Origin of the sequence: Chitinophaga sp. HK235 (genome assembly GCF_018255755.1) — a bacterium.
In the GTDB taxonomy this organism is placed as follows: Bacteria; Bacteroidota; Bacteroidia; order Chitinophagales; family Chitinophagaceae; genus Chitinophaga.
The window spans coordinates 8308635-8316844 of the sequence record NZ_CP073766.1 but is presented as its reverse complement, the minus strand read 5'-3'; the positions used below and the strand labels follow the sequence as shown (position 1 = coordinate 8316844).

Below are 8210 nucleotides of genomic sequence, written 5' to 3'. Positions count from 1 at the left end.
AAATACACGAACAATTATGACAATCAAGACAATTGCGGTAATCGGTGCAGGCGTTATGGGCCAGGGTGTTGCTTACCAGTTTGCCAAGTACGACTATAACATCCTGCTGATCGATAATTCAGCGGCAGCCCTCGAACATGCCAGAAAAGAAATACGCAACATTGAGCGCCTGGATAAAATATTGCATAAATCTACCAGCACTGTAAATGTGCTGGACAAAATAACTTTTACAGATGATTTAAAAGCTGTAGGTGCTGCCGATTTTATTATCGAGAACATCACAGAGAACATCGCGCTGAAAGAAAATTTATACCGGCAGCTGAAAGATATACTTGCCGAGCATGCCTTGCTGGCAGTAAACACTTCCGCTGTTTCCGTTACCAGGCTCGCTTCTTTCCTGAAAAAACCTCAACAGGTAATGGGCATCCACTTTATGAATCCGGTACACCTGAAACCTACCGTGGAAGTCATCAGAGGCTATCATACCACACCTGATACCATCAACGCCACACAGGAACTGCTGGGCAGCGTGAAAATGACCGGCGTAGTAGTAAACGACCTCCCCGGCTTCATCTCCAACCGTGTGCTGATGCTCACCATCAACGAAGCCATTTTCAGCCTGCAGGACGGTGTTGCCACCGTACCCGATATCGACAAGATATTCAGGGAATGTTTCGGTCATAAAATGGGGCCGCTGGAAACAGCCGACCTGATTGGCCTGGACACCATCCTGTACACACTGGATGTGCTCTTCGCAAGCTACAACGACACCAAGTTCAGACCCTCGCCCCTGCTGAAGAAAATGGTAGACGCAGGACTGCATGGCAGAAAAACCAAAGAAGGTTTTTACAAATATGATCTGAACTAATACCTGTAATCACTTTTTATTTAACCACAAAAGCAACAATACAAATGGAAACACACACTCAAGCAGGCCCTCGTGTAATCATCAGAGAATTTCTTCAGAAACGCATCGGACAGGATGTTCAGTTTGCCGATACAGAAGACATCTTTCAGCTCGGACTGGTAAACTCATTATTTGCACTGGAACTGGTGGTATTCCTGGAAAAATCTTTCGACATCGCCGTAGAAAATGAAGACCTCAACCTGGACAATTTCAGGAGTGTGAGCAACATGGAAACATTTATTCTTAAAAAGAAAGGAAAATAATAAATGAACCTTGCATTAACCGATACGCAGCAGGCCCTCAGAGAGGAGTTCAGGAGTTTTGTACAAACAGACCTGCTGCCTTATGCCAACGATTACGATAAACAGGGTTTCATTCCGATGGAACTGATCCAGAAACTTGGCGCCAGGGGTTATCTCGGCGCCACCCTTCCGGAGGCTTATGGCGGCCGGAACATGGATCAGGTGTCTTACGGGCTGCTGAACGAAGAAATAGGGTATGCCTGTTCTTCTACCCGCAGCCTTATTACCGTTCATTCTTCGCTCACCGCCGAAACCCTGTTGCGCTGGGGCACCCGGGAGCAAAAAGATAAATGGCTGCCATTACTGGCTACGGGCACCAGCCTGGCTGCATTCGGACTTTCAGAGCCTGATGCAGGCAGTGATACCGCAGGTATTAAAACAACCTATCAGGCTACCGCTGACGGCTATACGCTGAATGGTGTAAAAAAGTGGATCACTTTTGCCCAGACCGCTCATCTGTTCGTAATTGTCGCACAGGGAGAACAAGGCATCACTGCTTTCCTAGTAGAACGTGATACACCGGGCCTTACCGTGAAGCCACTGGAAGGCATACTGGGAACAAGAGCCTCCATGCTGGGAGAAATCCATTTAGACAACTGTCATATACCGGCAGAAAACCTGTTCGGCAGAAAAGGCTGGGGACTGCAGCAGATCGTCAACACCGCCCTCGATAATGGCAGGTATAGCGTGGCATGTGGCTCTCTGGGTATAGCCAGGGCATGCCTGGAAGACAGCATCCGCTATGCAAAAAACCGTCGTTCGTTTGGTCAGTTACTGAAAGATCATCAGCTTATCAAACAAAAAATTGCCAACATGGTCACGGAAGTGAAGGCAGCCAGTCTGCTCTGCAGAAATGCCGGCTACCTGCGTGATAAAAAAGATCCCGACAGTATCATACAAACGTCGCTGGCTAAATATCACGCCTCCCGCATGGCCAATAATATTGCGGCAGAAGCGGTGCAGCTGCATGGAGCCCTGGGCTGCCATGACAGCATTTCCATCCAGCGGTACTTCCGTGATGCCAAAGTAATGGAGATCATCGAAGGCTCTTCAGAAATACAACAGATACTGATTGCAGACCACAGTATCGCCGGTTTAAGCACCATTCTCTAATTCCATTCAGCATGATAGGTATCCAACATATCAGAACATATACACCCGGCACACCGGTATCCATACACAACCTGCCGGAGAAAACTACGCTAGACGAAAGTGAACTGGCTTATTTTACTTCCTGTGGTATCAACACCATATACGATGCAGGAGCGATGACCAGCTACGATCTGGCCAGAGGCGCCAGTGAAAAGCTGTTGCAGGAAACCGGTACAGAGGCATCTTCCATAGACCTGATCATCTACGTACAAAGCAGGACACCGGAACAGTTTATCAGCTCTGAAGCCACCCGCTTGCAGTATGATATCAAAGCCAATAATGCCCTCAGCTTTGCCATTGCCAACCTGGGCTGCGCAGACAGCTCCATGGCTCTGAAACTGGCCAGGGACTTCCTCGTTGCCAACCGCAAGGCCAACCATGTGCTGATCTGCTACGGCAACAAACTGATATCCCGCTACCGCTTCCGCAACCCTGTTACCATCATGGGTGATGGCGGCGTGGCAGCGCTGATAGGCAGGACCACCGAGCATAAAATAACAGACGTGCTGTTACAAACCAATGGTCGCTACTGGGATCTGTTTAAACTGGAGTACCAGCACAAAACACCCGAACAGTACAAAGAAACCTGCAGCGATGTAAGAAGATATGGTTTCGAACTGGCATTGGAAAGCAAAAACCGGTTCCGTGAAATCAATGACTCCCTGCTGGAACGCAATGCCATGGCCAAAGAACAGGTCAATCATTTTATGTTGCAGAATATCTCTGCACGCGCCTACGAATATTACGAATCAGCTTTCGATATCAGGATATCTCCTATCTGTGCCATGAACCTTGGCCTGTACGGACATCTGGGTGCCGGAGATATTTTCCTCAATTACCAGACAGGCGTGGAGTCAGGCATTTTCCGCAAAGGGGATAAAGTGGTGATCATGAACAACAGCCCCGTAGCCGCGTGGAGCTCCGTACTCATGGAAGTATAAACAACTGTAATTAAACGATTATGAAAGACGTAGTTAACCATACAAAAGAACCCAAACGCAAAACGGTGAAATGTGTGGTATGGGACCTGGACCATACCATGTGGCATGGTATCCTTTCAGAAAATGATCAGCTGGTATTGAGAGAAAATATTACCGATATTTTAAAAACCCTCGACAGCTGGGGTATCATCAACTCTATCGCCAGCAAAAATAACCACGATGATGCCATGCAGATGCTGGAAAAATTCGGCATCAGTGAATACTTCCTGTATCCGCAGATCAGCTGGGACCTGAAATCCAACTCCATCGCGAGGATAAAAGAAAAACTGAATATCGGGATGGATGCCATCCTGTTTATTGATGACCAGCCTTTTGAACGCGATGAAGTTTCTTTTGTGCATGAACAGGTGACCTGCCTCGATGTAGACAGTATAGCCAACCTGCTACAGCAGTGCAAACCACGCTTCATCACCACGGAATCTGCGGAGAGAAGAAAAATGTATCTCAGCGATGATATCAGAAACCAGGAAGAACAGGAAATAGGCAACAATAAACAATTCCTCGAATCCCTGCAACTCACCTTTTCTATACAACCCGCTACGGTAAGCGATTTACAGCGGGTAGAGGAATTAACAGTACGCACCAACCAGTTAAATGCCACCGGCTATTCCTACTCTTATGAAGAGCTGGAAGCGCTGATTAAATCGCCGGACCATCATCTTTTTGTAGCGGAGCTGACCGATAAATACGGCTCCTACGGAAAGATAGGCGTTGCCATGGTTGAGCGCAGCAACGATACGTGGACTTTAAAACTGCTGCTGATGTCGTGCAGGGTGATGTCCCGCGGCGTTGGGACCGTATTGCTGAATTATATCATGAACCTTGCAAAGAAAAAAGGATACCAGCTGGTAGCGGAATTCCTGCCTACAGACAGGAACCGTGTGATGTATATCACCTACAAATTTGCCGGTTTTACTGAAGGCGGCAAACTGGATAATGGTGGTGTACTCCTCACCCATCCGCTCACCGATTACGTCACCTACCCTGATTATATACACCTTTCAATCCAGGAATCATGAGAGATATTGCAATCATAGGAATGGCAGGAAAATTCCCCGAAGCTGCCAACATCGCGGCACTCCGCCAGAACCTGATAGCAGGCAGAGACAGTGTAAGGGATTATTCCCCGGAAAGAAAATCCGCCACCACCCTGGCGGCCGGCAAATCATTTATGGAAGTGGGTTTTATTGAAGATGTCGACAAATTCGATTATAAATTCTTCAATATCTCCAAAGCAGAAGCAGAATACATGGACCCTCACCAGCGCCTGCTGCTGGAAGTGGTATATGAAACCCTCGAAAACGCCGGTTATCAGGCCGATTTTTTTAACGGCACGGAAACAGCAGTTTTCATCGGTGACACAGAACAGGAATACGCTAAGCTGGCAGAACGTTTTGATCCTACTATTATCACCGGCAATACCAATGCTACCACCGCAGGTAGAATTTCCCGTTTCTTCAATTTCAGAGGTACTGCCACCATGCTGGACACTGCCTGCTCTTCTTCCCTGCTCGCCATCCATATGGCCTGCAAGGAACTGAACAGCGGAGACGCCGCTTACGCGCTGGCATGCGGTGTACGACTGATATTATTCCCTGCAGAAAAAACCAACAATCCTGATCTGGGTATTATGTCCAGAGATGGCAAGACCCGGAGCTTTTCTGCAAAAGCAGATGGGACGGGCGCCGGCGAGGCAGTAGGATGCATTTTACTGAAACCGCTGGACCAGGCACTGGCTGATAAGGATATCATCTATGCAGTCATTAAAGGCAGCGCCGCCAACCAGGATGCCCAGCTGTCCGGTAGTCTCACCGCCCCCAGCAGCCAGGCACAATCGGAGGTTATCAGGAAAGCATGGACTAAAGGAGAAATAGACCCCGGTACCGTTTCCTATATAGAAGCACATGGTAGCGGCACCAAACTCGGCGACCCTATTGAAATAGCCGGTATGGACCTTGCCTTTAAGGATTTCACCGCCAACAAACAAAGTTGTGCGGTATCTTCCATCAAAAGCAACATCGGTCATACAGGCAGCGCAGCGGGTATTTCAGGACTGATAAAGGCCGTCCTGTCGCTGTATCATAAAGAGCTGTATCCTTCCATCCATTTTGATGAGCCTAACCCCTTCATCGATTTTAAAAATTCAGCAACCTACATCAACACTGATTATACACCCTGGAACGCACCTTTCCCAAGAAGAGCAGGTGTCAGTTCCTTTGGCCTCAGTGGCACCAACTGTCATGTGCTCCTGGAAGAAGCACCTGTTAACCCCGTACAGACCGATGTTTCCGGCACTTATCTGTTCAACTTCTCCGCCAGGTCATCCAACAGCCTGCAGGGATATCTGAGTACTTTTGCGGCCTACCTCTCGCAGCCCCACAGTGCCGCCTTGCCGGACATCAGTTATACTTTGAACAATGGCCGCAAACATTTCCCACACCGGCTTTCCATCATCGCTTCTTCCAAAGCAGCATTAATGGAACAATTAAAAAACAGCCGGGAAAACACAGCCAGAGAAGCCGCCGGAAAAATCATCTTCCTCTTCTCCGGAGACGCAGTGGTGAGCGATCAATACCTGCAAACAATACTGAATAGTGAACCGGAATTAAAAAAATATGCCGACGAATGCAGACAGTATTATACCAGCACCAATGCGGCTATTAACCGCTTTGTGCTGCAATATGCCCTGTATCGTTTTGCAGAAGGGAAAGGACTCACAACAGAACATCTCCTCGGCACCGGAACAGGTGACCTCATCGTAGCAGTAGCCCTGAGCGAAATGTCGCTGGAAGAAGCCATACAGCAATGTGCCGAAGAAGATACTGCCATCCCCGGACTGGAGCAGCGGCTCATCAACCTGATAGAACGGGAGACAGCTACCTGCAAAGTGCTGTTCATTGAGCTGGGCCCTGAAGGATGCCTCTCTGCCGGACTGCGGCAGATGAATTATCCGGATAAGGAATTCCTGTATCAGGTCATAGCTGTCCATCAATCTCCGCTGGAAATCTTTCAGGCGCTGTACCTCCAACAGTTCCCCATTGACTGGGCAAGGTACTATACGGCCACGGACGCACGAAAAGTAACCCTGCCGGCTTATCATTTCGAGAAAACACGCTGCTGGCTCAGAGAGCCACTGCCGCTGGATGCCTATGCCAACGCTGATGCTGCCAGCTGCCCGGTAAGCAGTGCTGATCAATCTCCAGCCGAAGAAACAATCCAGCTGTCAGCCGTAATCCGTGACAACTGGTCTGAGATGGAAAAGAAAATCGCCTCCATCTGGATAGCAGTGCTGAAACTCGATGAACTTTCTCTCGATGATGATTTCTTCAGAATTGGCGGTCATTCCCTCATGGCCACCAAGGTAATTTCCATCATCGAAAGAGAATTTGGCATCAAACTCATACTCAAGGATATCTTCGCATTTGCCACGGTGAAAACACTGGCCAAAGGCGTAGAAGAACTGCTGGCCAGCGGCGCACAACAGGTAACGTACAAGCCTATACGCCCCGCGGCTATACAGGAGTATTATCCTCTGGCTGAAGCGCAAACACGCCTCTGGCTGATACAGCAGTCCGACGCAAGCCTGACGGCCTACAACCTCCCCTCTGCCCTGTTGCTGGAAGGCACACCTGATTTCAACAAACTGGAATCCGTCTTCCGTACACTCTGCCAGAGACATGAAAGCCTCCGTACCAGCTTCCATGAAAAACAAGCCAGGCCCGTACAGGTAATACATGAGAAAGTAGATTTTTCCCTGCAGCGGATAACAGGATGTGATACACCGGAAGCCGCACTGGAACAATTTATCCAGCCATTTGACCTTACCCGTGCACCTTTATTCAGAGCAGGGACGGCCACACTGGCAGCGGATAAACATCTGCTGTTGTTTGATATGCACCACATCATCTCTGATGGTGTATCATTAGGCGTTTTCATCAGTGAACTGGTACAATTATACCATGGCGAAACACTGTCTCCGCTGACTGTCCAGTATAAGGACTATACAGCATGGCAGCAGGAACTCTTCAACGATGGTGGGCTCGCCCGGCTGGAGGACTTCTGGACAAAACAACTGTCCGGTGCCTTGCCTGTTTTGCAAATGCCAACAGATAAACCAAGACCCGCAGTACAATCTTTCGCCGGTGAAAAGCTGCACTTCCTCCTTCCTGCGCAACAGGTACAAAGTATTCAGGAGCTGGCTGTCAGCACCGGCACTACACCTTTTATGGTACTGCTGGCAGCATACAATATCCTGCTGCATAAATATACCGGGCAGGAAGATATACTGGTAGGCTCTCCGGTGGCAGGCCGCTCCCACAGTGACCTCGATAACATAGTAGGCATGTTTGTGAATACGCTGGTACTCAGAAACAAACCTGCGGCCGAAAAAACTTTTATCCAGCTGCTGGAAGAAGTCAAGGAAAATGCACTGAACGCCTTCGAGCACCAGGATTATCCTTTTGCTGTATTAGTGGAAAAACTGGACAGTAAAAAGGATCCATCCCGTAACCCCTTGTTCGATGTAGTATTTGTGCTGCAAAACCTCGATATCCCGGATATCCGGCTGGATGGACTTACCATCGCCCCCTGCCCGCTGCGCACCGGTACTGCCCAGTTTGATCTGACCATGGAAGTCAATGAACGTGCAGGTGACTGGCCCGTGAAAATTGAATACAGTACAGCCTTGTTTGAAGAAGAAAGCATTCTGCTGATGAAAGAACGGTTCCTGGTATTACTGCAGGATATTCTCAACAACCCGGCATCTGCTATCCATACGCTCTCCTGGAGAATTCCGGAAGAAATCACCAGCAAACCAGAAAGCCTGGATATCGCTTTTAATTTTTAACC

At 48.6% G+C, this 8210-nt stretch carries 6 protein-coding genes; all 6 read left to right on the top strand.

Annotation, left to right across the window (positions count from 1 at the left end; genetic code table 11):
• Positions 1–16: 16 nt before the first annotated feature.
• The 6 genes from KD145_RS32130 to KD145_RS32105 are packed head-to-tail and all read left to right on the top strand — an operon-like array spanning position 17 to position 8208.
• Positions 17–868, top strand: a complete 852-nt coding sequence (locus KD145_RS32130) for a 3-hydroxyacyl-CoA dehydrogenase family protein (protein ID WP_212003873.1) — start codon at positions 17–19, stop codon at positions 866–868.
• A 44-nt stretch (positions 869–912) separates the two neighbouring features.
• Entirely contained in the window at positions 913–1170 is a 258-nt protein-coding gene (locus KD145_RS32125) for an acyl carrier protein (RefSeq protein ID WP_212003872.1), read from the top strand.
• Positions 1171–1173: 3 nt separating this feature from the next.
• On the top strand, positions 1174–2322 hold the full coding sequence (locus tag KD145_RS32120; protein WP_212003871.1) for an acyl-CoA dehydrogenase family protein: 1149 nt from the start codon (positions 1174–1176) through the stop codon (positions 2320–2322).
• Positions 2323–2333: 11 nt separating this feature from the next.
• On the top strand, positions 2334–3302 hold the full coding sequence (locus KD145_RS32115) for a 3-oxoacyl-[acyl-carrier-protein] synthase III C-terminal domain-containing protein (protein ID WP_212003870.1): 969 nt from the start codon (positions 2334–2336) through the stop codon (positions 3300–3302).
• 20 nt (positions 3303–3322) lie between these two features.
• The gene (locus tag KD145_RS32110; protein ID WP_212003869.1) at positions 3323–4381 is read left to right on the top strand and encodes an HAD family hydrolase; all 1059 of its coding nucleotides are present in this window, start codon (positions 3323–3325) and stop codon (positions 4379–4381) included.
• Entirely contained in the window at positions 4378–8208 is a 3831-nt protein-coding gene (locus KD145_RS32105; protein WP_212003868.1) for a condensation domain-containing protein, read from the top strand. Before KD145_RS32110 ends, KD145_RS32105 begins: the two co-directional genes overlap by 4 nt.
• The last annotated feature ends 2 nt before the right edge of the window (positions 8209–8210 follow it).

What these genes read in the sequence shown, in the direction of transcription:
- KD145_RS32105 (WP_212003868.1), top strand. Translation starts at nt 4,378, where the DNA reads ATGAGAGATATTGCAATCATAGGAATGGCAGGAAAATTCCCCGAAGCT.
- KD145_RS32130 (WP_212003873.1), top strand. Translation starts at nt 17, where the DNA reads ATGACAATCAAGACAATTGCGGTAATCGGTGCAGGCGTTATGGGCCAG.
- KD145_RS32120 (WP_212003871.1), top strand. Translation starts at nt 1,174, where the DNA reads ATGAACCTTGCATTAACCGATACGCAGCAGGCCCTCAGAGAGGAGTTC.
- KD145_RS32115 (WP_212003870.1), top strand. Translation starts at nt 2,334, where the DNA reads ATGATAGGTATCCAACATATCAGAACATATACACCCGGCACACCGGTA.
- KD145_RS32110 (WP_212003869.1), top strand. Translation starts at nt 3,323, where the DNA reads ATGAAAGACGTAGTTAACCATACAAAAGAACCCAAACGCAAAACGGTG.
- KD145_RS32125 (WP_212003872.1), top strand. Translation starts at nt 913, where the DNA reads ATGGAAACACACACTCAAGCAGGCCCTCGTGTAATCATCAGAGAATTT.